We start from the raw sequence: 23955 nt of genomic DNA on the forward strand, positions 1-23955 counted from the left end.
GAATGTAACAGATGCGGGCAAGGCGGTCGCGCGCCATTTGAGGGTGCTGCTTCGCCCGGCGCGATGGCTTTTTTACAAGCCGTAACAACCGAAGATGAAGACAGATAACGCAGATTCAAGTCCTGGCCTTGGGCAGACTTTATCTGAGGTTGTCAGTGTTCATCTGCGGTTCCAAAAGTGTTCCACCCGTGGCCGCCTAACCTGCCATCTGTGGTGAAAAATGCCCGATCAGGCATTCGAAATGGAGGGAAAAATCTTTTCAGGTGTTTCAAAAATTTCGCGTGAGGGCGGCGGGGAATTGGGTTTCATTGGGAACGCCGCATGCATGCTCCTCCGCCCAACCCGACCGCCGCGCCGTCGCCCTCGAATGGCGCGTTGATCCGCAGGTTGCTGGGGCTGGCGTGGCGCTACCGGACGCGATGCCTTCAGGTGCTGGCGCTGCAACTGGTGCTGCTCACGCTCGGGTTGAGCGGGCTGAGCCTGACCGGGCTCGGCATCGACTACATCCGTTTCGTGCTCGGGCAGCGCGCGGGCGAGGCGGGCGGCGCGGCGGAGGCGGGAGGGGCGGCGCCGTTTCCGGGCGGGCCGATGGGCGAGTTGCTGCCGCGCGGATGGGAGCCGCTGCGCGTGGTGCTGCTCATCGCGGGCTTCATCCTCGCGATGGCCGTGCTCCGCGCGGTGCTGAACTATTTCTACACCATCTCGATCAACAAGCTCGTGCAGCAAAACCTCGTCGTGCACATGCGCGGCGAGATTTACGACAAGCTCCAGCGCCTGAGCTTCCGCTTCTTCGACGCCAACACCACCGGCTCCATCATCACGCGGGTGACGGGCGACGTGCAGTCGGTGCGCATGTTTGTGGACCAGGTGCTGATCCAGAGCGTGATCATGGTGGTGTCGCTCGTGGTGTATGTCATTTACATGTCGAGCCTGCACTGGGGGCTCACGCTGGCGTGCCTCGCCACGACGCCGGGGCTGTGGTTGATGGCCGCGTGGTTTTCGCGGCTCATCCTGCCGCAATACGCGCGCAGCCGCGAGCTGGTGGAGCAGATGGTGCAGAATTTCGCGGAAAACATCCAGGGCGCGCAGGTGACCAAGGCGTTCGGGCGCGAGCGCGAGGCGCGGAAGGCGTTCGAGCGGGCCAACCGCGCGGTGTTCGAGCAGCAGCGCGGGATTTTCTGGCGCGTGAGCCTGTTCAGCCCGGCGGTGGGCTTCCTGACGCGCATCAACATGGTCGTGCTCCTCGGCTACGGCGGCTGGCTGGTGATGAACGACCGGCTGCCGCTCGGCGCGGGCCTGGTGGTGTTCGCCGGGCTGCTGGAGCAGTTTTCCGGGCAGGTCAACCAGGTCGCCACGATCGTGAACAGCGTGCAGCAGTCGCTCATCGGCGCGCGGCGGGTGTTTGAGATTCTCGACGCGCCGGTGGAGGTGCGGAGCGCGCCGGACGCGGTGCGATGTCCGCGGCTGCGCGGGGAGGTGCGGTTCGAGCATGCGTCGTTTTCCTACGGCGGCGCGGAGTCAGTGGTGCGGGACGTGGACCTGGAGGTGAAGGCGGGCGAGTGCGTGGCGATCCTCGGCGCGACGGGCGCGGGCAAGAGCGCGCTGATGAGCCTGATCCCGCGCTTCTTCGACGTGACGGGCGGGCGGCTGCTGGTGGACGGCGTGGATGTGCGGCGGCTCGACCTCGACGACCTGCGGCGCAACATCGGCCTGGTTTTCCAGGAGAGCTTCCTGTTCAGCAACACCGTCGCGGCCAACATCGCCTTCGGCCATCCGGACGCGACGCGCGAGCAAATCGAAAAGGCCGCCCGCATCGCTGCCGCGCACGATTTCATCATGGCGATGCCGCGCGGCTACGACACGGTGCTGGGCGAGGGCGGCTCGAATCTTTCCGGCGGGCAGCGCCAGCGCCTGGCCATCGCGCGGGCGGTGCTGCTGGAGCCGTCGATCCTGCTGCTCGACGACCCGACGGCGGCCATCGACCCGGGCACGGAGCACGAGATTTTCGAGGCGTTGGAAAACGCCATCGCCGACCGCACGACCTTCATCGTCGCGCACCGGTTGAGCACGCTGCGGCGCGCGGACTTCATCATCGTGATGGAGAACGGCCGCATCGTGCAGCGCGGGCGCCACGAGGAGCTTGTGCGCGTGCCCGGCCCGTATCTGCGCGTCGCCGAGCTGCAACTGGTGGACGGCGGCGAACTGCGCGGCATCGTCGCCCGGGCGAATGGCGCGGGCGCAAATGAAAACGGAAACGGAGGCGCGCATCGCGCGGCGGACGAACCATGAATCCTGACCAGGCGCCCAATCCAAAACCCTTCGGGCCGGGCACGACGCCGGTGCCGCCGCGGCGTCCGCTCGCGCTGGTGCATCGCGAGCGGGAGCCGGAGGACGACGACCCGGTCATCAAGCCGCTGGAGTGGGGCCTGATCCGGCGGCTTTTCGGCTACATGGGGCGCTTCGCCGCGAAGCGCAACGCCCTCATCGCGCTCACGCTGCTGCGCTCGGCGCAACTGCCCGCGCTGGTCTGGCTGGCGAGCCGCATCATCGCCGGCCCGATCGCGAACCACGAGCCGCGCTGGGTGCTCTGGGGCGTGGTTTCCTACCTCGCGCTCGCGGTCGTGACGGACGGGATGTTCCACTTCCGGCAGCGTTTCGCGCTCGAGCTGGGCGAGTCCGTCGTGGGCTTGCTGCGTTCGGAGCTGTTCGCGCATTTGCAGCGCATGCCGATGGCGTTTTTCAACCGCGTGAAATTCGGTCGCATCATCAGCCGCGTCACGTCCGACGTGGAGACGATCCGCACCGCGGTGCAGGACGTGTTTTTCGTCGGCATCGTGCAGCTCGGGCAGATGCTCTTCGCGGCGGCGGTGATGCTGTGGGTGGACTGGGTGCTGTTCCTCGTGGTGCTCTGCATGGCCCCCGTGCTCGCGCTCATCAACCATCACTTCCGCGGAAAACTCAGCCGCGACTCGCGCGCCGCGCAGGAGAGCTTCAGCCGCGTGACCGCCACGCTGGCCGAATCGGTCGGCGGCATCCGCGTGACGCAGGGCTTCGTGCGGCAGGACCTCAACGCCGGGCTTTTCCGCAACCTGCTCGCCGACCACTCGCGCTACAACATCGCGCTCGCGCGCACCTCGGCGGTGCTCGTGCCGCTGCTGGAGCTCAACAGCCAGTTCTTCGTCTCGATCCTGCTCGTGCTCGGCGGCTGGCAGGTGCTGCAAGGCCAGGTGGACGTGGGCGTGCTCATCCAGTTCTTTCTCTTCGCGGGGCAGTTCTTCTCGCCGCTCCAGGTGCTGGGCAACCAGTACAACCAGGCGCTCGTCGCCATGGCCAGCGCCGAGCGTGTCTTCCGCCTGCTCGACGCCAAACCGGACTGGGAGGACGACCCCGCGGCCGCGGATCTTCCGGATCCGCGGCCGCGAAGAGGGGAAGTGACAAGTGGCAAGTATCAAGAAGATGAATACGAGTCGCCGCCGCCCGCCGCCGCGCGCCCGCCGCCGGCTTCCTCTTCCTGTCACCTGCCACTTGATACTTCTCACTTCTCCACTTCCGCCCCGTTCGGGGCGGAAGTGGAGTTCCGCCATGTCTCCTTCGGCTACGATCCCGCGCATCTTGTGCTGCGCGATGTGTCGTTTGTCGCGAAACCGGGGCGGATGATCGCGCTCGTCGGGCACACGGGCAGCGGCAAGAGCTCCATCATCAACCTCGTCGCGAAATTCTACCTGCCCACCGGCGGCGAGGTGCTGGTTGACGGGCGGGAGATCCGGACGATCACGAGCGCCTCGCTGCACCACCAGCTCGGCATGGTGCAGCAGCAGAACTTCCTCTTCAGCGGTACCGTGCTCGACAACATCCGCCTCGGCCGGCCCGGCGCGACCGACGCCGAGGTGCGCGATGCGGTGGAGCGGCTGGGCTGCGCGGACATGTTTGACGCGATGCCCGGCGGCCTGCTCGCCACGGTGGGCGAGCGCGGCGGCGGGCTCTCCTCGGGACAGCGGCAGCTCGCGTGCTTCGCGCGCGCGATGCTGGCCGACCCGCGCATCATCATCCTCGACGAGGCCACGAGCGCGATCGACGCGGTGACCGAGGCGCGCCTCCAGTCCGCGCTCGCCGTGCTGCTGCGCGGGCGCACGAGTTTCGTCGTGGCGCACCGCCTCAGCACCATCCGCGAGGCGGACCTCGTGCTCGTGCTCGACGCGGGCCGGGTGGTCGAACGGGGCGCGCACGCGGACCTTCTGTATCAGAATGGCGAATACGCGCGGCTGCACCGGCGCTTCATGAGGGGCGGCGGAAACGCATAAGTCGTCTTTTTTACCTCTGGAAGGGCTAAAAATTAGCCAAGAAATAATCATTGCTTTCGCACGGGGCCGCGCTACATCCAGAACCCGTATGGCTAAAAAATCCGCTCGTAAACCAAACGCTGCTTTTATGAAACCGGTTCAACCCGACGCCGTCCTCGCGGCTGTCGTCGGCGCGAAGCCCCTTCCCCGCACGGAACTTACCAAGAAACTCTGGGACTACATCAAGAAAAACAGCCTTCAGGACAAGAAGGTCAAAACCCAGATCAATGCCGACGACAAGCTGAAGCCCGTCTTCGGCGGCAAGAAGTCCGTCAGCATGTTCGAGATGACGAAGCTGGTCTCCGCGCATCTGGAGAAATAAGAGCCCCGTTGTTTGTTTCCGAAACCGCCGCCGGCCCGTCCGACGGCGGTTTTTTTTGTGTCCGCCCGGGGGATTTCTGCTACAACCGCCGCAGATTCAGAACCTCCCATGCGCGCATGTTAAAGCCTTTTTGCAGCGATTCCTCCCGGCGCGGGAGCGCCGTCCCGTCCGCGGAACATGGGAACGCCGGCCCTCCGCGTTCTTAGCGCAACGCCGTCAACCAGCCTTCGCATCGGCATGACCAAGAAGCACAAAACCGCGATGTTCGTGTTGATCCTTCTCGTGAGCCTGGTCGCGGGCGGCTTCGAATGGTCCCGCATGGTTGCGGACCAGCGCGCGGAACTCGAGCGCGACCTGCTCCACTACGCGCTTTCCTTTCCCGCCGAGGAAACCTCCGGGCTGGCCGGGCGGCGCGCCGACATGGAAACGGAGCTGTTTCGACAAATCTCCACCCGGCTGGCCACCGTGCGCGAGGCGCGCCCGGCCGTGGGTTTCCTGAGCCTGCTGCGGCTGGACCCCGCCACCGGCCATGTGATCTGCCTGGCCGCGGCGGGCGCGGCGGAAGAGGCGGACGCGATCCCGGGGCCGGGCGATTCGCGCGACGGCACGGCGGACGCGCGGGCGGCGCGGGAGCTGGCTGACGGCGCGACGACGGCCGTGAATCTGCTGCACCGCGACTGGGAGGGTAAATACTGGATTTCGGGTTACGCCATCGGCGGCGGCGGACGCGCCGCCCGGGACGGCCCCGCCGTCGATGTGCTGCGTTACGACGTCGATGCCGGCTATTGGGCGCGGGCGATCGGCGGGGCGGTCGCGGAGCGGGTGCTGACGGTGTGGCTGCTGCTGGGGCTGCCCTTCGCGGCGTTTCTGCTCGGCAAACGCCACAACCGGCAGGAAATGCTGATCCAGAAGCTCAGCGAGGCCATCGAGCAGAGCGACACCCCCATCCTGATTGCGAAGCACGACGGCGGCATCGAGTATGTGAACCCGAGCTTTTGCAAACAGGTCGGCTATACGCGCGAGGAGTTGATGCCCATAAAGTGGCGCTCGCTCCGCACGATGGAGCCGTCGCCGGAGGAGTTTGCCCGGCGCGACGCGCTGGTGCAGGCGGGCACGCCTTGGGAGGCCGAGTGGGAATTCCGCCGCAAGAGCGGCGAGACCTACCCGGTGCGCGCCACGGTGACGCCCGTGCGCGAGGCGTCCGGCGAGGTGCTGGCCACCATCCTCGTCATCACCGACATCACCGAGCGCAGGAAACAGGAGCTGATGTTGCAGCGCGCGAAGGAAAAGGCCGAGGAGGCGGAGCGCGCGAAGAGCGTGTTTCTCGCCACCATGAGCCACGAGGTGCGCACGCCGCTCAACGGCATCGTGGGGTTTTCCAGCCTGCTGCGGGACACGGAGCTGACGCCGGAGCAGGAAGGCTATGTCGAAACCATCCGCAAAAGCGGCGAGACGCTGGTGCGGCTGACCAGCGACATCCTTGCGCTGTCCCGCATCGAATCGGGAAAGATGCAACTGGAGCCGGCGCCGGCCGACCCGCGCCTGCTGATCGAGGAGACCCTGGACCAAGTCGCCGCGCAAACGGAAGGGCGCGCGCTCGACCTGCTGCACGAAGTCGCGGCCGAGGTGCCGGAAACGGTGCTGATCGACAGCACGCGCCTGCGGCAGGTGCTGCTGAATTTCGCCAGCAACGCGATCAAGTTCACCGCGTCGGGCGAGGTGGAGATGCGCCTGAAGGTGCTCGCCTCCGACCAGCCGGCCATCGTGGCCGGAAAGCAGGACGGCAGGGTGATGATGACGCTGCTCTTCTCGGTGCGCGACACCGGCATCGGCATCTCGACGGTCAGCCAGGAAAAGCTCTTCCAGCCCTTTTCGCAGGTGGACTCGACGAATTCGCGCCGCTATGGCGGCGCCGGGCTCGGGCTGGCGATTTCCCGCCACCTCGTGCACCTGCTCGGCGGCGACGTGTGCGTCGAAAGCGAGCCGGGGAGCGGGTCGGTCTTTTATTTTTCCGTCGTATGCGCGCTGCCCGCGAACGCCGCGCCGCCTCCGCCGGACGGCAGCCTGGCCCGGCTGCGCGTGGCCGTCGCCACGACTTCCGCCGGCATGACGCGCGAGCTCACCCGCGAATTGAAAGCGCGGGATGCCATCGTATCCGTGCTCGCGCCCGGCGCGCTGGCGGCGGCAGAAAAAGACTGGGACATGGCGATCGTGGATTGCGCGGTCGCGGACGACGGGCCGGCATGGGGCGGGATCACGGCCCTCCTCGGGCCCCGGCCGGCGCGCATCCTGGGGTTGTTGAACGTGAGCGCGGGCACGGCGGAACGACAGTTGCGTCGCGGGCAATTCCAGTTTCTGCTGGCCAGGCCGGTGCACCACGGGGCGCTGGCCAAGCAACTCGCCCGCATGGCGGGCCGCGACGAAAGGAACGCCGCGCCCCGGGCGGCCTAGACGCGCATCAGCCACGGGAAGAACCGCCATGTCCTTCACACTCACCAACCGCAAGATCGCCCTCGCCGCCGTGCTCGTCGTCGCGGCAGGCGTCATCGCGGGCCTGCACGCTTATGCGCAAAAAAAAGCCTTCCGCCTGCTCGCCTTGCAGGCCGGCGTGAAGATGCTCGCGCTCTCCCTTCCGGAAGAGGAACTGGCGCGGCTGGCCGGCACGCCCTCGGATGCGCAGTCCGGCGCGTATCAGGAAATCAAAACCCGGCTGGCCCGCGTGCGCGCCGATCATCCCGCCGTCGGCGCGATGCGGCTCCTGCGCTGCGATCCCCGGGCGGGAACCGTCGTCAACCTCGTCAGTTCGCCCGCCCCCGGCGCGCCGGACGACCCCCGGCCCGGCGCGATCCACACCGGCGCCATCAGCCGCGGGACCCTGCTTTCCCTGCTCCAAGGCGCCGCCGGCACGGTGCATCTCGAGACCGATCCGGGCAACAGGCATCAAAAGACGGGATACACCGCCATCCCGCGCTCCGATGACGCGCCCCCCGGGAGCCCGGTGACGATCGTTGCCTACGACCTGGACTCGCGCCGATGGGACCCGGAAGCCTTCCGGGACGGCATTCGCCGCGTATTCGACGCATGGATACTGCTCGGCCTGCCGCTCGCCGCATATGCCGTCGCCCGGCGCAGCGTCGGCCGCAAACGCGTGATCCAGAAGCTCAGCGAGGCCGTCGAGCAAAGCGAAAACGCCGTCCTGATCGCCGGCCTCGACGGGCGCATCGAATACACCAACGCCGGCCTGTGCCGCCAGACCGGCTACACCCGCGAGGAGTTGAGGACATTGCAATGGCACGTCCTGCAAGGAGAGGAACTGGCGCGCGAGGAGCTGGCCGCGCTCGGCGAGCGCGTGCGAGACGGCGTCCCCTGGGAATCCGAGCGGCTGTTCCGCCGCAAAAACGGCGAGACCTACCCGGTGCGCATCGCCGCGACGCCCGTGCGCGGGCGGGACGGACGGGGCGAGGTTTCCGGCTGCATCCTCATCATCACCGACATCACCGAGCGGAAAAAACAGGATGAGATACTGCGCCGCGCGAAAGAGCGCGCCGAGGAGGCGGACCACGCCAAGAGCGTGTTTCTCGCCATGATGAGCCACGAGGTGCGCACGCCGCTCAACGGCATCGTGGGATTTTCCAACCTGCTCCTCGACACCGACCTCACGCCGGAGCAGACCGGCTATGTCGAAACCATCCGCAACAGCGGCGAGGCGCTCGTGCGCCTGACCAGCGACATCCTCGACCTGTCCCGTGTGGAGTCCGGCACGATGCAGGTGGAATACGGCCCCTGCGATCCGCGCGCCCTCATCGAGGAAGTGCTCGACATCATGGCGGAAAAAGCCGCGGGCAAGCGCGTGCAGCTCCTGCACGAGATCAGCCCCGAGGTGCCGCAGGAAGTCATGGCCGACGCGGACCGGCTGAGGCAGGTGCTGATCAACCTTTCCGGCAACGCGGTCAAGTTCACCTCCGATGGCGAGGTCGAATTGCGCGCCAGCGTGTTCGCCTCGGGCCGCACCCGCTCGGCGGCGCCCTTCATGCCCGACGGCGCGGGCGCCTTCGCCAACGACAACATGATCACGATGCTCTTCTCGGTGCGCGACACGGGGATCGGCATCGCCGCGGAAAAGCAGGAGACGCTGTTCGATCCGTTCACGCAGGTGGATTCATCCGCGGCCCGCCGCTTCGAGGGGTCGGGGCTCGGGCTGGCGATCTCGCGCAACCTCGTGCACCTGATGGGCGGCGACATCGGCGTCGAGAGCGAATCCGGCAAGGGCTCGGTGTTTCATTTCTCGATTCAATGCCGGCTGGTGTCCGACACCATCGGCGACGCGGCCTCGTCCGCCCCGTCCACGAAGCTCACGGGATTGCGCGTCGCCGTGGTGTCGCAATCCGACGGCGTGCGCCGCGAGCTTGTGCGCGAAATCGCGGCGTGCGGCGCGGAGGCGTTTCCCGCCGGGCCCGGGCGGCTCGCCGAGCCCGGCTGGGATCTCGCCGTGGTGGATTGCGACACGGGAAAATGCGATGAATGGATTCGCCTGCCCGCCGGGGCGGAGGCAAACGCGGCGCGCATGCTGGGCCTGGTATGCCTGAGTGCGACACGGGAAGCCTGGCAGGCGCTGCGCCCCGCGTTCCGCATGTTGATGAACAAGCCGGTGCACCACCGCTCGCTGGTCGGCCAGCTCGCGCGTCTCGCGCGGGAAAACGCGTAGCGCCCCGCGTAGCGTGCGCTCCTTTTGCGCCGCGGGACGCCTCACACCACCCGGTCCGTCATGTCGCCGCCGCTTTCGAAGGCGGCGAGGTTTTGCAGAAAATGGCGGACGAGCGCGTCGTCCTGGTCGATGCGGCCGCCGGCGGTGTGCGGGGTGATGTAACAGTTCGGAGTCGTCCAGAGCGGATGCGAGGGCGGCAGCGGCTCGGGGTCGGTCACGTCGAGGTAGGCGGCGCCGAGGCGTCCGGCGCGGAGTTGCTCGGCCAGGGCGTCCTGGTCAACGGTCGTGCCGCGGCCGATGTTGTAGAATTTCGCGCCGGGCTTGCACCAGCCGAGGCGGCGGGCGTTGACGTAGTTTCGCGTGCCGTCGTTTTCCGGCAGAATATTGACGATGTGGTCGGCGGCGGCGAGGGCGGAGCTGACTTTTTCCTCGGGGATGATGTGCACGCCGCGCTCGCTGTGGAGGCGGCGGCGCACGGCGAAAAGTTTCATGCCGAAAGGCGCGAGGAGCGCGGCCAGCCGCCGCCCGATGGCGCCGAACCCGAGCATGAGCACGGTCTCGCCGTTGAGGAGGCGCGAGTCGCGGCGGCGTTCCGTGAAATGCCAGGACCGGTCGGCGAGCTGGTCGCGGTGCGCGGGGAGAAGCTGGCGTCCGAAGGCGAGCATCATGGAGAGCGCGTGCTGGGCGCAGGGCTCGGCGAAGACATCGGAGGCGTTGGTGAATACGCAGCCGCGCGCGCGGAGCGCGTCGAAAAACTCCGGGCGGTCGTAGCGCGTGTAGCCCGCCGTGGTGACCTCCATCCAGCGCAGTTTTGTGCTGGATGCGCATTGGGCGGCGTTGGGCTGGCCGAGCGCGATGTCGGCGGCCTCAAACGCGGGGTCGGGCCGGCCTTCCTCGAGGATGTTAGCGGTGGGCACGGTGCTCCAGACGAGGCGATGGCGGCGCGCGCCCTCGACGAGGAGGCGCGTGGCGGCGTCGGCGAAGCGGCCGTTGCACCAGATGGTGAGCGCGGGTTTTATCATGCGTTTTTTATTAACCACGGAGGCACGGAGAACACGGAGTTCGGAGGGAGGTTTTATTAAAAAAGCCCTTTCAAATCTCCGTGTCCCCGCGACTGATTTAATGGTTCGTTTTTATTGAACAGAAGGCAACGAAGGGAGCGAAGAATACATTTTATGATCATGGTCTTCTTCGTTCCCTTCGTTGCCTTCTGTTCAAAATAATGGTTCGTTTTCGCTCATTCGTCCTCGGCGAACTCGCAGAGGGCGTGGACATTCAGCCCGGCGGCGCGGAGTTTTTGCGAGCCGCCCAGCTCGACGAGGTCGATGAGCGCGGCGACGCCGATGACGTTGCCCTGGAGTTCGCGGAAGAGCTTCGCGGCGGCGAGAAGCGTGCCGCCGGTGGCGATGAGGTCGTCCACGATGAGGACGCGGTCGTCGGGTTTGCAGGCGTCCATGTGAATCTCGACGGCGGCGGTGCCGTATTCGAGCTGGTAGCTTTCGGAGATGGTCTTGTAGGGGAGCTTGCCTTTCTTGCGGACGAGCACGAAGGGCTTGCCGAGGTGGTAGGCGAGCGCGCCGCCGAGCGCGAAACCGCGCGCATCGACGGCGGCGATGATGTCAACGGGCCGGCGCTCGCAGTCCGAGGCAAAGACGTCGATGGCCATGCGGAAGGCCTGCGGGTTGTGGAAGAGCGTGGTGACGTCGCGGAAGTTCACGCCGGCCTTGGGCCAGCCGCGCACCGTGCGGATTTGCGATTTGAAAAACTCGGAAGGTGACACGGAGCGCAAGCACACCGGAATCGCGGGCGCGGGGCGAACTCAATTTTTAAAATCCCAAGTGCCAAACAAGGGTTCACGTCCCGCGCAGCGGCCAGACGTCCGGCGCGGAGGTGGCGGCGAGGCCGAGAAAGCCGAGCGTCTTGATGCCGAGCATGATCGCCACCTGGGTCGCGCCGAGCTGCGCGAAATAAACCGCGCCGGTCAGCATCCCCAGGCCGATCACGATCTCCACCACGCTCACCATGCGGAACAGCCAGCGCGAGCGTCCGCGGCGCATGATGCCGCCCACGTGCGCCGCGCGGCCGCCTTTTGGCGTGCGCACGAACTCGCCGCCCATGCTCACCAGCCCTTCGATCACCGCCACGCAGCCGGTCACGCACATCGCCAGCCCGAACGCCAGCAACACGGGCGCCGCCACCAGCCACAGCAGGCCTTCGCGCCATTGGCGCTCCCGGAAATACTGGCTCGTGACATAGAGCACCACCGTCGTGCCGGTCGCGAGCACCACGCTCAACGGATTGATGACCAGCCACACGCCGCGCAACTGCTCGTCCGCGACGCAGTAGAGATACGGCACGAACAAAAACGAAAACGTGAGCAGCAGCGGGTAAACCAGCCCGGTGGTCAGGTGCAAGAACGCCTCGATCTTCACGCGGCCCGGCAGGTTGCCGGCGAGCACGGCGCGGAGCTGCTTGCGCGCCACCTGCATGCCGCCCTTGGTCCAGCGGTATTGCTGGGTCTTGAAGGCCGACATCTTTTCCGGCAGTTCGGACTCGACCACGTAATCGCGCAGGTAAACGAATTTCCAGCCGCGGCGCTGCGCGCGGTAGCTCATGTCGAGGTCCTCGGTGACCGTGTCGGCCGACCAGCCGCCCGCGTCCTCCAGCGCCGCGCGCCGCCACACGCCCGCTGTGCCGTTGAAATTGAAGAACAGCCCGCTCCCGAAGCGCGCCGCCTGCTCCACCACGAAATGCGCGTCGAGGAAAATGGCCTGAAACCGCGTGAGCAGGCTCGCGCGCCGGTTGCTGAACTCCCAGCGCGCCTGCACCGCGCCGACCTTCGGGTCGGAGAAATACGGGATGGTCGTCTCCAGAAAATCCGGCGCCGGGCGGAAATCCGCGTCGAAAATCGCCAGGAAATCCGCGGAGGTGAGCGTCATGCCCTGGGCGAGCGCGCCGGCCTTGTAGCCCGCGCGGTTCGTGCGCCGCACGTGCCTCATCCGCGCGGCCTCGCGCGGGTGCGCCGCCAGCCAGTCCGCGATGATGCGCGAAGTCTCGTCGGTCGAATCGTCGAGGATCTGGATTTCGAGCCGCCCTTCCTCCCAGCGCAGCCGCGCCACCGCCTCCAGTAGGCGTTCCACGACGAGCGGCTCGTTGTAAAGCGGGCATTGCACGCACACTCTGGCCGGCGCTCCCTGCCACGGCGCCGGGCGGGCGGGCATGCGCGCATGGCGCAAATACATCCACAACAGCTTCAGCCGGTGCAGCGCGAAATAGATCATCCCGCCGAGGGTGATCGCGTAAAGGGTTAACACGAAGGGTTCGAAATCCACGCCGGAAAGCCTCATCAGCAACCCGTCGGGGTCAAGCGCGGCGTGGCCTCGTGGAGCGGATGTCCATGCGCAATATATTTCCAAACAATGTGTTGTGCCATGCCTTGGATGTTTTGCGAAGCACGGCTTTATTGGTCGACGGCGAGGGCGGCCAGGATGTCGTCGGCTTGTTTTGAGGTGGAGCCCTTGTGGTCGGCGTAAATGATTTTGCCGCCCTTGATGAGATACGCCTGGCGCGCGGCGCGCGCCTCGCCGGGAACGCCAAAGGCGGTTTTCACCTTCTTGTCGGTGTCCGCCAGCAGCGTGAACTGGAAATGGTTGTCGTCCTTGAACTTCTTCTGCGCCTCGACACTGTCGGTGCTCACGCCGATGATGGCCACGCCTTTTTCCGCGAGCACGTCGTAGGCGTCGCGCAGCGAGCAGCCCTGCGCCGTGCAGCCGGGGGTGAACGCCTTCGGGTAGAAATACACCAGCGTGTATTTATTCTTCGAATACACGTCGGCGAGGTCGAGCGTCGCGCCGGCGTCGGTCGTGGCGGAGACGGCGGGGGCGGGGTCGCCCGGTTTGAGCGGTTCGGCGGCGTGCAGATTGGCGGTCATGGTGAGAAGAACAGCGGCGAAGGCGGCGGGGAAAAATACGAAGTGTGCGCGTTTCATGGCGGCATGAAAGCTAGCCCGGTCGGCGTGCCGGCGCAAGCAGGCGCGCGGCTTTTCGAAACCTACCCATTGGTTTCATATTGATAAGCGGCCTCTTATGAAAAAAATACAACCTGCATTGACACGAATAGTTAGGAGCCTAACTTTCAAGCTTCAATCAAACAATGGCATACACAGAAGACCGAGCGGCTTGGTTTGAGGGGCAGGGGCTTTGGGAGCACGTCCCGGAGTCGGACTGGCAAAACTGGGGCTGGCAGCTGAAAAACCGCATCACCACGCTCGACCAGCTCGAGCGCTACATGGTGCTCACCACCGAGGAACGGCGCGGCATCGCGTTTGCCGGGCACAAGCTCTCGCTCGCGATCACGCCTTATTTTTTCAACCTCATCAACCGCGACGACCCGAACTGCCCCATCCGCCTGCAAGTCATTCCGCGCGAGGGCGAATCGATCACGAGCGCCGAGGAAATGCTCGACTCGCTCGGCGAGGACGATCACTCGCCGGTGCCGGGCCTCGTGCACCGCTACCCGGACCGCGTGCTGTTCCTGGTGACCGACCGCTGCGCGTCGTATTGCCGCTACTGCACGCGCAGCCGCCTGGTCAGCAACGCGCAGGACTACAATTTCCACCCGGAATTCGAGCAGGGCCTGCGCTACATCGAGTCGCATCCCGAGGTGCGCGACGTGCTGCTTTCGGGCGGCGACCCGCTCCTCCTCGGCGACAAAAAAATCGAGCACGTCCTGAGCCGCCTGCGCGCGATCAAGCACGTGGAGTTCATCCGCATCGGCTCGCGCATCCCGGTGTTTCTGCCGCAGCGCATCACGCCTGAGCTGTGCGAGATTTTCAAGAAATACGGCCCCATCTGGATGAGCATCCACGTGAATCACCCGCGCGAGTGCACGGCGGAGCTGCGAGCGGCGTGCGAGCGGCTGAGTTTCGCCGGCGTGCCGCTGGGCAACCAGTCCGTGCTGCTGCGCGGCGTCAACGACGATGCCGACGTGATGAAGGCGCTCGTGCAACGCCTGCTGCGCATGCGGGTGCGCCCGTATTATCTTTACCAAATGGATCTCATCACCGGCGGCTCGCACTTCAAAGTCGATGTGCGCAAGGGCATCGAGATCATCCGCGCGCTGCGCGGCCACACGACCGGCTACGCCGTCCCGCAATACGTGATCGACGCCCCCGGCGGCGGCGGCAAGGTGCCGATAAACCCGGACTACGTCGAGCGCATCACCGACGACGAGGTGGTGTTCCGCAACTACGAAGGCCGCGCGTTCCGTTATCCGCTCACCAGCACCCCGCTGCCGCGCGTGCGCCCGCCGCTCGCCGCCGAGGCGGAGCGTGCGCGTTTCGTGGAGTGACAGGCCGAATCGCGCGCCCTGCCACCGGACGCCGCTCCGCTCCGCCCTCGCTGGCGCACTTTGGGCAGACCTGCAACCGATGCAATGTAACCCAATGGGTCACACCCGAATGGCGCTTAGATAAGAGAGGCGCTTGCGCAAGGAGCGGCGGCGTCCCGCCGCCGGACGAGGCGGAAGCCTCGCCCGTTTGCGCGCGGTTCATCGAGGCACGATGGGCACGCGTTCCGCGTGTCGGGCGGCGGGACGCCGCCCCTCCTTGCGCAAGCGTGCTTTTTGACGGCAACAGCCCTTATCTAAGCGCCATTCGGGTCACACCCTTTATGAATTGAAAGGACGCTTTATCAAAAACGTGCCTTGGAGGTCGTCCCTCCATCCAAAGTCGGATTTCTATTGGTAATTGGTATAGTGTTTTCATTTAACAGTGGCGCGGCAGCGCCGGTAGGGCGAAGCCTCCGGCTGAGCCGCGGCTCGGCGGGGACGCCTCGCCCTACCATTTGGGCCAATGTTGAGAGAAAATACTATATGACATTGCATCGGCAAAACTAAGTGCATTTCGAGCCGGAATAATCCGGCCACGACATTATCCGATGCCCCGGTCAGGGATTTTTCTCTTTTCGTAAGTATATCAAAGTAACCTGAGGCGACAAAGCACGCGCCTCGGTGCGGCGATAACCGAGCGACTCATATAGACTGATGTTTGCGGCGCTTTTTGAGCCGGTGAAGAGTTCGTAACAACAGGATGACGGGAAAACGGATTCGCAGGCTTTCAGCAGCGCGCTCCCGATGCCACGCCTTTGATGCTTCGGGCTCACGCTGAGGCGTCCAATCTCGCAAATATCATTATTCAGGGAGACGCGGACTGAACCCACAAGGGCGCCATCGACCTCGGCTTTCAGAATGACACCCCGCTTCGATGCACTCGTGATGCCATCGAGCGTCTCTTTTAGCGGCGGGATCGAATAATCGTCATAGATTTTGGCTTCCGCCTGATAGGCTTCCTTCTGGATTTCGAGAATTGCCGGCAAATCCGCCGGGGTTGCCGCGCTGATCTTCATGTTTTTCCAAATGATAAAGCCGGGCCGTGCGCGGGCAAGGGTGTTTGTATTTCCGGGACCAGCGGGTTTCGCCCCACGGAAAACCTTCCCGCGCCCTGCGCCCTGCCGGAAAACCTCCGCGAGTTCTCGCATCTCCTGTTTTCCGGGCTTTGCAGATGAAACAGGAATATTTATCTTGAAGAATATTCTTTTATGAGAATATTAAGGCCGTGCAATTGTCCCGGATTTACGAATGTCTTTGCGAACGGACGCGGCTTCGCATCGTCAACCTGCTCATGGACGGGCCGTTGTGCGTCCGACATTTGCAGGAGGCGCTGGGCGAGCCGCAGGTGAAAGTCACGAAGCACCTGGCTTACCTGAAGGCGCGCGGGCTGGTTTCGGCGCGGCAGGAGGCGAACTGGCGGGTGCAGGCGATCACGGACACGCCTTCGCCCGCGCTCGCGGAACACCTGGATTGCCTGCGGCGTTGCGCGCGGGAGGACGAGGAGCTGCGGCGCGATCTGGCGCGGCTGCGCGAGTTGCGCCCGCAAATCGAGGTGGGAGGACCGGCGGCCTGCCGCCGGGACGGACGGGGGCGGGTTGCGCGCAAAAAGAAGGTCGAAACGCACGCGGACGTGGCGGTGGCGGCGATTCCCGACACGGTGGTCAATCTGTATTCGCTGCCATGAGTGACGTGCTCGAACCGGAGGCATGGCTGGCGCGTTTCGCGCGGGACGCGGACGCGGCGGGTTTTCGCGTCGCGGAATTCGGCCGGGTGGGCGGCGCGCCGTTGCTGGCGGCGGAACGGCGGCCCGCGAAGCCGTTGATGCATATTTATCTTTCGGCGGGCATCCACGGCGACGAGCCTGCGGGGACGCTGGCGCTCGGCGCGCTGATGGAACGGCGCTGGTTTGACGGCGCGATCGCGTGGCATGTGCTGCCGCTGCTCAACCCGTCCGGCATGGCGGCGGGCACCCGCGAGTCGCGGGAGGGCATCGACCTGAACCGCGATTATCTGGCGGCGGCCGATCCCGGCACGCGCGCGCACCGGGCCTGGTTGCGGGCGGAGGGCTGGCGTTACGACCTCACGCTGGCGTTGCACGAGGATTGGGAATCGCGCGGGTTTTATCTTTACGAGCTGGGCGACAATGCCGGGCGGTGCTTCGGACCGGAAATCGTGCGCGATGTGGAGGCGGTCATCGCCATCGACCGGGCGGCGCAAATCGACGGCTATCCGGCGTCGGATGGACAAGTTTTCCCGCCGGAGGACAATCCTGAGATCCGCGATCGCTGGCCGGAGCAGTTGTATTTGCGCGAGCATCACACGCGGCTTGCGCTCACGCTGGAGACGCCGTCGGCGTTTCCTCTGGCGGAGCGCATCGCCGCGCACATACGGGCGGTGGACGCGGTGATGAGGCTGGCGAGGGAATCGCAGGGCGCGTGAGAGGAGGTCCTTGATTATTGGCGCTTTTGCCAATCGGAGGACTTCTCAGCGCATGGCATTTTATGAATCCCCGGGCAGACGCCGTCCGTAGCGGGCGGAACTTTTCTTTGCGCTTTTGGCGCGACGGGATATCGCGGACGGGATGAAAGTGATTGTTCTCTGTTCCGGCGGGATGGACTCGGTCGTGGCGCTGCATTGGGCGCGACGCGAGCACGAGGTCGCGGCGGCGGTGAGCTTCGACTACGGCGCGAAGCACAACGCCCGCGAGCTGCCCATGGCGGCGGAGCAGGCGGCGCTCATCGGCGCACGGCACGTGGTCATCCCGCTGCGGTTCATGGACGAGCTGTTCGAGTCGGCCCTGCTGTCGTCCGGCGGCGAGATTCCCGAGGGACATTACGAGGCGGAGAACATGAAACAAACCGTCGTGCCCTTTCGCAACGCCATCATGCTGTCGGTCGCCACCGGACTGGCCGAGAGCACGGGCGCGGAGGGGTTGGTCATCGCGGCGCACGGCGGCGACCATGCGATTTATCCGGATTGCCGCGAAGATTTTATGCAGGCGATGGGCGATGCGATGCGGCTGGGCACCTACGCGGGGGTGCGGCTGCTGCGTCCGTTCATCGCGATGAAAAAGGACCGGATCGCCGCCGAGGGCGCGCGGCTGGGCGTGGATTTTGCGCGCACCTGGTCGTGCTACAAGGGTGGCGCGGTGCAGTGCGGGCGCTGCGGCACGTGCGTCGAGCGGCGCGAGGCGTTCATCGGGGCGGGCTTGCCCGACCCGACGGTGTATCTGGACAACGGTCCGCTGCCGGCGAAGCCGTGAGCATTCCCGCCCCGCCTTCCTGTCTTTCTTTCCTCTTTCTTCTTTCTCTTTCCTCTTTCTCCCCGTTTGTCCCTGACGAAAGAGAACGATAAAGAGGAAAGAAGAAAGATTCCGGCAGGGGCATGGCTTTGGGCCGCGCGCGCCGCGCCGGCGAAAGATGAGTGTTGAGCCGCGCGCGCCGTGCGGTCAAAACACACCGCGAATGCGTCACCCTGCCATCGAAAAAATTCTCATCCTTCAGGATCGCGACGGCAACCGGCGCGGCCTCGAGATCCAGCTCGCAACCATCCCCGGCGAGATCGCCGCGGTGGAGCAAAAGATCGCCGCCGAGAAAAACGCCATCGAGGCGGCGCGCGGCACGCTCAGGGAACTGGAGACAAAACGCAAACTCCTCGAAGCCGAGATCGGCAGCGTCGGGGAGCAGCTTTCCCGCTACAAGACGCAGCAGAATGCCGTCCGCAAAAACGACGAATACCAGGCGCTCGGCCAGCAAATCGCCACCACCGAGGCCGCCATCGACGGCCTCGAGGAAAAGGAACTCGAAATCATGTTTGCCATCGACGAGGCGAAAAAAAAATTCGCCGAGGCCGAGGCCGCCCTGAAAGCCAACATCTCCGGACACGAGACGCGCATCGCCACGCTGCGCGAGCGCGAGACGAACCTCTCCGCCGAGCTTGCCGGCGTGAAGGAGCAGATCGCCGACGCCCGCGCCGAGGTGGATGTCCCGGCGTTGCGCGTGTATGACCGCGTGGCGGAGCGCACCTGGCCGGCCTGCTCGCCGATTCGCGGCGGCATTTGCAGCGGTTGCCACCTGCGCATTTCCGGCGAGGTGGAGTCCGATGTGCGCAAGGGCGACAAACTCGTCACCTGCGACCAATGCGGCCGCATCGTATGGTGGGAGTGATCCCTCAAAAATCGTTCTCGTTCTCTTATACCATTTCCGAGCCATTTTTACCCTTATCAAGGTAGGGCGAGGCGTCCCCGCCGAGCCGTTGACAACCTGCGGCTCGGCGGGGACGCCTCGCCCTACCCAAAAGGGGGATTTTCATTGGGAATTGGTATTACTCGTTCTCGAAACGTCTCGGATTTCAGAAAAGAAAACGAGAACGATTGGAAAACCGGATCACGGATACAGCCATTGCTCGCGCCACGCGCCGTCTTCGCCGCGTTGGAAGATGAAGCGCTGGTGATGGCGAAAGGGTTTCTGCCACCAGAATTCGATTGATTCCGGCTTTACGCGAAAGCCCGACCAGAACGGCGGGCGCGGCACGGCGCCGACCGGATATTTCAGCATCATCGCGGCCACGGCTTTTTCCAGCTCCCAGTAGCCCGCCATCGGCCGCGATTGCTTCGAGGCCCACGCGCCGAGCTGGCTGAGGCGCGCCCGGGTGGCAAAATACGCATCGGCCTCCTCGTCGGTCACCGGCTCGACATCGCCCTCGATGCGCACCTGGCGCTCGATGGCATGCCAGTGGAAGCAAAGCGCGGCCCGCGGCCGGGCGCGCAGATGGGCTGCCTTCGGGCTGCCCAGATTGGTGTAAAAAACAAAGCCGCGCGCATCGACCGCCTTGAGCAACACGATGCGCACGGCCGGACGGCCCGCATCGTCCACCGTGGCGACGGACATGGCGGTGGGATCGCCGACCTTGGAGCGGACGGCGTCGGCCATCCAGTCGTTGAAAAGCGCGATGGGATCGCGGCTGCTGGGTTCGTTGCTCATGGTGTTGACGGAAATTTCGCGTGGAAAATGAAGATCGGACAACAAAGCCGCAAACGCAGTGCAGGTCGAGGTTAACATGCGCCGCCCCACCTGCGCAAAACGGGGACCGCACCCGGATCGCATCCGAGTTTTGCCGGAGGGTTTGCGCTGTGGCGCATTGGTCCGGGCCGCATGGCGGAGGGCATTCGCCGGTATTGCCCGCGGACTGTTTCCATGACCGGGCGGGCGATGCCAAAGTCGGCTTGCCCATCCGGGTCGGGATGCATTTGTTGAAACCGCGCTTTTTGCGCGCTCTTCATGCCCCGGCCAACATTACAACAAATCGCGAACATCATCGGCGTGACCCGGGCCACGGTGTCGCTTGCGCTCCGCTCGCACCCCAGCATTCCAAAATCGACGCGGGAAAAGATTGTCGCATGCGCGGAAAAGATAGGCTACCGCCCGAACCCGCTTATATCCGCCCTGATGGTCGATTTGAGGAGCAGGAGCGCCTCCCGGCGTTGGTGCTCGCTTGCCTATGTCACACCGTTTCCGACGGCGACGATGGATATCCTTCCCGCGGCCCGGCGCTATTTCGAAGGCGCGAAAAAACGCGCCGGGGATCTCGGCTATGATCTTGTCTATTTTCATTATGGCGAAGGGGCGCTGACGGACGCGCGAATGGGAAAGATATTATATGCCAGAAACATATCCGGAGTGCTCCTGTCGCCCGGTCCGAAGGCGAATTATTCCATAACGCTTCCCTGGCAGCATATTTGCACGGCGACCCTGGGATACACACTCCAGACGCCGATGTTGAACCGGAGTGTGAACCACCAATTTCACACCATCACGATGGCGATCAGGAAGGCGCGCCACTATGGATACAAGAAGCTCGGGCTCCTGTTGAACGACGAGGATGATGAAAAGACGGAGCATTTGCTGATGGCGGGTTTTCTCGCCTATCAAGCCACGCTGGCGCCGGCGTCGCGCGTTCCCATACTCTACCGGGATTCCATTTCCAATACCGAGCTGAAAAGATGGCTTTCGAAATATAAACCGGACGCGCTCCTGGTGCTCAGGCCCTCGTGGGTGGAGCGGATTAAATCCGCGGGAATAAAGGTTCCCGGTGACATCGCACTGGCTCTTCTCGACCGTTCCGATGTGCATGGCGATGTCGCCGGAGTGGATCAGCGCCCCGATCTCGTGGGGGCCGCGGGAATCGACCTCGTCACGCAGGATCTGATTACGAGCAACTACGGCCTGCCTGCGGCGCCGAAGACAGTGCTCACCGAGGGGATATGGGTTGACGGCGCCACCCTGCCTCCCATCCACCAGGGCGACTAGGGCCTGTCCTGCTCACGGCTCATGCCGTTGGCGGACAGAAAAGGGGAACCATTGTTTTGAACAGAAGAAAATGAAGGGAACCAAGAGGACTATAATATGGAACGCATCCTTTGTTTTCTTCTGTTCAATAAAAACCAGTCAATAAATTAGGCAGGATTAATAATATTGGAATTTCAATATTCAATCATGTAAGTTCTGGGAGATCCTGTTTAAGACAAACCAGCAATTTGACATATAGTATTTCCTTTCAACCTTGGCCCAAATGGTAGGGCGAGGCGTCCCCGCCGAGCCGCGGCTCGGCCGGAGGCTTCGCCCTACCGGCGCTGCCGCGCCACTGTTAAATGAAAGCACTATAATACAGGATAATTACCTAAACCGGCGCAGGGTGGCGAGCACGGCCAGCGCGGCGAGGAAGTACAAGCCTGGCGCGCCGCCGCCACCACCGCTGTTGTTATTACTATCGGCGGGCGGGGGCGGCGGGGTTATGTCGGCGCTGGTGGCGGTGACGTGGAGGGTGCTCACCCGGGCGTCGGCGAAGCTTGCGGTGGGAAAGGTGATTTTGCGGATGAGGGCGTTGCCGGTGTCGGCGACGTAAAGGGCGGAGCCGTCGGGCGCCAGGATGATGGCGAAGGGGGTGTCGAAAAGGGTGTTGTTGGTGCCGGTGCCGTCGCTGAGGCCGGCGACGCCGGGGGTGCCGGCGAGGACAAGGGTTTCGCCGCCGGCGGCGCGAATACGGATGGTATGGTCGTCGGGGTTGGTATAATAAAAGTTATTGCCAGTGTCGGTGGCGGTGATTCCGACGGTCCCGGAGAGGAGCGCGGCGACGGTGAGGGCGGGGTTGGCGGCGAGAGGAGCGGTGGCCTGCGCGGCGGTTTCGGGCGCGGCGGCGGCGGCAGTGCCGCCGGCAGCAAGGGTGAGTTTATACAAGGCATCGGCGGCGAGGCCGGCGAGGCGAAGGACACCGGAGCCGCTGAGGGCGACCTCGCGCTCGGCGCTGACGAGAGAGGTGGCGCCGGCAAGGGTGAGGGTGCCGTTGATGGGGCCGAGCGTGCCGTGCCCACTGGTAGCGGATAACACGAGCCGTGCGCTGGCGTCGGCGACGTGGAGGGCGCCGGCGGTGTCGAACGCAAGGGCGACGGGTTGTTGGAAGGGCGGGGTGGAGACGGCGAGTTTGAGGCTGTTGCTATAAGCGATGCCGGCGGCGCTGGCGGCGAGATAGCGGTAGCGGTAATTGTTCAGGGCGGTGTCGGTGTTGTTTATATGGAGAATGGCGCCGCTGCCGGAGGTTGTGTAATTACTGCCGACAGCGTTGAGCCAGGTCTGGCCGTTGTCGGTGGAATATTGCCAGGTGAATTCGTTGATGGGGAGATCGCTGATGATGGCGGCGGCGGCAAGGCTGAGGGAGTGGCCGGCGGCGACGGTCTGGGTGTCGTTTAGCAATAACAATTCCTCGGGCGCACTGGCAAAGCGGTAGGCTTGCGGGGCGGCCGCCGCCCAGCCGGAGCAATGGACGGAAAGCTGCCCGGTAAAGGCGGCTCCGGCGGGAACGACCGCCGTGATGCTCGACGCGGAGTTGATCGTGACGGAGGCGGCAGGCGTGGCGTCGAACCACACCTCGGCGGGCGCGGCGAAATTCGAGCCGGTGATCTGTACGGTCTGTCCGGCGACCACGAGGTTTGGCGAGGATTCGCCGCCATTGAAAGCACTGGCAACCGGCTTTCGCGAGGCGGGCACGGCGATGGGGTTGGCCTCGTCGTAGGTGTCGGCGAATTTTATCTCGTCGAACAGCACGCGGGCCGGCTTGGAGGCGATGTCGTTGCTGTAAAGCCCCAACTGGCCGGAGAACAAATCGCGGTCCGGGTTCGTCGCGCCGCCGGGTGTCTGGGGATTGGGATAACCCCATTTTCCCGCGAAATCGAGCACGAGGTAATCATTGAGTTTCGGACTGGAGAACGACGGCAGGCCGCCTTCCGCCAGCCATGCCCTTGCCCTGCCAATATTCGGGTCGGAGCTGGGTTTTTGCCATATGACAAACGAATACCACACGCCGCGCTTGAGCGTCACCGTGCGGAAGTAGGTGGTGGATTGCAGGTCGTCGCTCGCCGTTTGCTGGGGGCTGTTCGCGTCGTCGCTGTCGCGGAATCCGAATGATATTTCCACCGTGTTTGCGCCCTGCGGCGCGGATTGTCCGGTTCTGGCCCTGGTGATGGTGATGGCGAAGGGCGGGCGTCCGCCGGTGCCGAGTTGAAACGCCTGGTATAAAATCGTCCAGCGCGAGTTTTCCACCGGCATGGTGTCCACCGCCGGTATATACAAGGCGAAGCCGACGTAGCGGCCGATGTCGCGCCGCTGGACGGCGGCGGGGTTCCAGTCGTGCTGGTTGCCGAAGCCGTTGTAGTGTGGCGCAAAGGCGATCATGACCTTGTCGGCGGCGTCCATGCTCTGGTTTTGCGCGTTTTTGTTGCCCGGGGGCGAGGAGCGTCCGGAACCGTTGGGATGCTGGAATGCCGGATAGCCGAACTGCAAATAACCGCCGCCTTTGAACGGGGCGATCGCGCCGGTTCCGCTCGCGATCACGGGCGCATCATAATCGCCGTCGGGGTTCACCACGAAGCCGAATTTATTGAGCGTGTTTTGCTCCACGCAGTTGACGCCGTTTGTCTGAGTGAGCGTGAAGGTCGGGAGCCAGTAGTCGCCTTGCGTATAACCGGAGGCGGCAACGGTTCCGGTCGCAGTGTATTTGGCGGAGCCGGTGGTGATGACGCCGCCGGACTCGCCATCAATATGATAATAAAGCGTGGCGCGGGCGAAGGGGGCGAGCGCGAAGAGGGCGCAGAGAAGCGTTGTTTTTATATTCATGGTGGTGCGCGGGGAGTTTCCGGAGCGGGTTTT

The 23955-nt window shown here is 64.7% G+C and carries 18 protein-coding genes; 11 read left to right on the forward strand and 7 right to left on the reverse strand.

What is annotated here, in order from left to right:
* The first annotated feature begins 321 nt into the window (after nucleotides 1–321).
* The 5 genes from OH491_RS15695 (at nucleotide 322) to OH491_RS15715 (ending at nucleotide 9367) form a co-directional block, all read left to right on the forward strand.
* The gene (locus tag OH491_RS15695) at nucleotides 322–2289 is read left to right on the forward strand and encodes an ABC transporter ATP-binding protein (protein WP_084442230.1); all 1968 of its coding nucleotides are present in this window, start codon (nucleotides 322–324) and stop codon (nucleotides 2287–2289) included.
* Nucleotides 2286–4301 (forward strand): ABC transporter ATP-binding protein, encoded by a 2016-nt coding sequence (locus OH491_RS15700; RefSeq protein ID WP_334319355.1) that lies wholly within the window; start codon nucleotides 2286–2288, stop codon nucleotides 4299–4301. Before OH491_RS15695 ends, OH491_RS15700 begins: the two co-directional genes overlap by 4 nt.
* A 127-nt stretch (nucleotides 4302–4428) precedes the next feature.
* Nucleotides 4429–4662: an SWIB/MDM2 domain-containing protein gene (locus OH491_RS15705; protein ID WP_334319354.1), complete on the forward strand. Its 234-nt coding sequence runs from the start codon at nucleotides 4429–4431 to the stop codon at nucleotides 4660–4662.
* Nucleotides 4663–4899: 237 nt separating this feature from the next.
* Nucleotides 4900–7113 (forward strand): PAS domain-containing hybrid sensor histidine kinase/response regulator, encoded by a 2214-nt coding sequence (locus tag OH491_RS15710; protein ID WP_334319353.1) that lies wholly within the window; start codon nucleotides 4900–4902, stop codon nucleotides 7111–7113.
* 28 nt (nucleotides 7114–7141) lie between these two features.
* Nucleotides 7142–9367, forward strand: a complete 2226-nt coding sequence (locus tag OH491_RS15715; RefSeq protein WP_068770610.1) for a PAS domain-containing hybrid sensor histidine kinase/response regulator — start codon at nucleotides 7142–7144, stop codon at nucleotides 9365–9367.
* A gap of 41 nt (nucleotides 9368–9408) precedes the next feature.
* Here OH491_RS15715 and OH491_RS15720 read toward each other — a convergent pair whose 3' ends face one another.
* The 4 genes from OH491_RS15720 to OH491_RS15735 form a co-directional block, all read right to left on the reverse strand.
* Complete coding sequence (locus OH491_RS15720) at nucleotides 9409–10407, reverse strand: D-2-hydroxyacid dehydrogenase (RefSeq protein ID WP_334319352.1); 999 nt, start codon at nucleotides 10405–10407, stop codon at nucleotides 9409–9411.
* Between the two features lie 197 nt (nucleotides 10408–10604).
* On the reverse strand, nucleotides 10605–11147 hold the full coding sequence (locus OH491_RS15725) for an adenine phosphoribosyltransferase (RefSeq protein WP_145928816.1): 543 nt from the start codon (nucleotides 11145–11147) through the stop codon (nucleotides 10605–10607).
* A 73-nt stretch (nucleotides 11148–11220) separates the two neighbouring features.
* Nucleotides 11221–12681, reverse strand: a complete 1461-nt coding sequence (locus OH491_RS15730) for a glycosyltransferase family 2 protein (protein WP_334319351.1) — start codon at nucleotides 12679–12681, stop codon at nucleotides 11221–11223.
* Between the two features lie 146 nt (nucleotides 12682–12827).
* Nucleotides 12828–13355 (reverse strand): peroxiredoxin, encoded by a 528-nt coding sequence (locus tag OH491_RS15735; RefSeq protein ID WP_084442229.1) that lies wholly within the window; start codon nucleotides 13353–13355, stop codon nucleotides 12828–12830.
* Between the two features lie 164 nt (nucleotides 13356–13519).
* On the opposite strand from OH491_RS15735, the gene OH491_RS15740 reads away from it, so the two are divergent.
* Nucleotides 13520–14716 carry a KamA family radical SAM protein gene (locus OH491_RS15740; protein ID WP_068770607.1) on the forward strand — a complete coding sequence of 399 codons (1197 nt, stop codon included), beginning with the start codon at nucleotides 13520–13522 and terminating at the stop codon, nucleotides 14714–14716.
* Between the two features lie 596 nt (nucleotides 14717–15312).
* On the opposite strand, the gene OH491_RS15745 is transcribed toward OH491_RS15740, so the two are convergent.
* A complete protein-coding gene (locus OH491_RS15745; protein ID WP_068771124.1) occupies nucleotides 15313–15771 on the reverse strand; it encodes a GNAT family N-acetyltransferase in 459 nt (152 codons plus the stop codon).
* Between the two features lie 209 nt (nucleotides 15772–15980).
* On the opposite strand from OH491_RS15745, the gene OH491_RS15750 reads away from it, so the two are divergent.
* The 4 genes from OH491_RS15750 (at nucleotide 15981) to OH491_RS15765 (ending at nucleotide 18921) form a co-directional block, all read left to right on the forward strand.
* The gene (locus OH491_RS15750; RefSeq protein WP_084442228.1) at nucleotides 15981–16439 is read left to right on the forward strand and encodes an ArsR/SmtB family transcription factor; all 459 of its coding nucleotides are present in this window, start codon (nucleotides 15981–15983) and stop codon (nucleotides 16437–16439) included.
* A complete protein-coding gene (locus tag OH491_RS15755; RefSeq protein ID WP_068770605.1) occupies nucleotides 16436–17194 on the forward strand; it encodes a M14 family metallopeptidase in 759 nt (252 codons plus the stop codon). The genes OH491_RS15750 and OH491_RS15755 overlap by 4 nt, the downstream gene beginning before the upstream one ends.
* Before the next feature lie 142 nt (nucleotides 17195–17336).
* Nucleotides 17337–18017 (forward strand): 7-cyano-7-deazaguanine synthase QueC, encoded by a 681-nt coding sequence (gene queC, locus OH491_RS15760; RefSeq protein ID WP_068770604.1) that lies wholly within the window; start codon nucleotides 17337–17339, stop codon nucleotides 18015–18017.
* 202 nt (nucleotides 18018–18219) lie between these two features.
* Nucleotides 18220–18921 (forward strand): zinc ribbon domain-containing protein, encoded by a 702-nt coding sequence (locus tag OH491_RS15765; RefSeq protein ID WP_068770603.1) that lies wholly within the window; start codon nucleotides 18220–18222, stop codon nucleotides 18919–18921.
* A 219-nt stretch (nucleotides 18922–19140) separates the two neighbouring features.
* Here OH491_RS15765 and pdxH read toward each other — a convergent pair whose 3' ends face one another.
* The gene (gene pdxH, locus OH491_RS15770; RefSeq protein ID WP_084442227.1) at nucleotides 19141–19815 is read right to left on the reverse strand and encodes a pyridoxamine 5'-phosphate oxidase; all 675 of its coding nucleotides are present in this window, start codon (nucleotides 19813–19815) and stop codon (nucleotides 19141–19143) included.
* Nucleotides 19816–20034: 219 nt separating this feature from the next.
* Here pdxH and OH491_RS15775 point away from each other — a divergent pair, with 219 nt between their 5' ends.
* Complete coding sequence (locus OH491_RS15775; protein ID WP_068770602.1) at nucleotides 20035–21063, forward strand: LacI family DNA-binding transcriptional regulator; 1029 nt, start codon at nucleotides 20035–20037, stop codon at nucleotides 21061–21063.
* Between the two features lie 366 nt (nucleotides 21064–21429).
* Here OH491_RS15775 and OH491_RS15780 read toward each other — a convergent pair whose 3' ends face one another.
* On the reverse strand, nucleotides 21430–23922 hold the full coding sequence (locus OH491_RS15780; RefSeq protein ID WP_145928815.1) for a heparin lyase I family protein: 2493 nt from the start codon (nucleotides 23920–23922) through the stop codon (nucleotides 21430–21432).
* Between the last annotated feature and the right edge of the window lie 33 nt (nucleotides 23923–23955).

The organism is Termitidicoccus mucosus (assembly GCF_038725785.1).
Lineage (GTDB): Bacteria > Verrucomicrobiota > Verrucomicrobiia > Opitutales > Opitutaceae > Termitidicoccus > Termitidicoccus mucosus.